The 671-nt window shown below is 54.1% G+C and carries 1 protein-coding gene and 1 pseudogene; one reads left to right on the top strand and one right to left on the bottom strand.

All coding sequences use genetic code 11. The annotated features are described in order from the left end of the window. Window positions 1-406, bottom strand: a pseudogene (locus Mhypo_RS17825) (hypothetical protein); the annotation flags it as partial. 24 nt (window positions 407-430) lie between these two features. Between Mhypo_RS17825 and Mhypo_RS18445 the strand changes: the two are divergent. Then, a partial coding sequence (locus Mhypo_RS18445) for a hypothetical protein (protein ID WP_206074961.1) occupies window positions 431-671 on the top strand: 241 nt, incomplete at its 3' end.

Here is a 671-nt window from a genome sequence, read left to right as displayed (position 1 = left end):
GTTGCACTTTAGACCCCAGCCAGTTCAAAGCCTCTGTGATCTCGGGCGCCCCATCGGAAACCACATAATCAAGCGACCCATCGCTGAGCAAATCCCGTACCCGTTCAAACCCCCGCTCCTCGGCCAGATCAGCCGATATAGGACAGCCGCTCTGGGCTTCCCAGACCCCATAACCCTGGCCCCGGCTATCCCGCCCATACACCCAGTCATCCACACAAACCTTGCGGATAAGCCCTTTGATCTGTGCGTTCTCTGCTTTGAGCAAGGTCTGTCCCCGGTAACCACCGCTTTCTGCCCAATCCAGTCGGGTGGCCAGCACAATCGGATAACCCAGCAAGGCAGCGATATCCGCTTTGACCGCCTCGGTAACCCGATAGCTGTCAAGGATGACAAATAAACCCTGCACCAGGCGGCTATACCAGCGATAACGTTGGCATTCTGGGGTATATTCCACCCTTATCTGCCGTTTGCACGCAGCACAGCGCAGGCGTTTGAGTCGGGTTTCTTCTATGCCATTCAGGGTTCGAAGCTTCCGCTTGCGATAGCCGCCACATTCGACTTTCACACTTCCGCAGTTCTGGCAAGCTACACTATCTTTGGGCTTCTCTGGGTTATTCACAAATCCAGTTTAGAAGCCCCTTCCTTTGCTCAACCGAATTTTTTATATGACT

The sequence above is a fragment of the Meiothermus hypogaeus genome (assembly GCF_003574035.1).
GTDB lineage: Bacteria > Deinococcota > Deinococci > Deinococcales > Thermaceae > Meiothermus > Meiothermus hypogaeus.
This window is presented reverse-complemented; position numbering and strand designations above follow the sequence as displayed.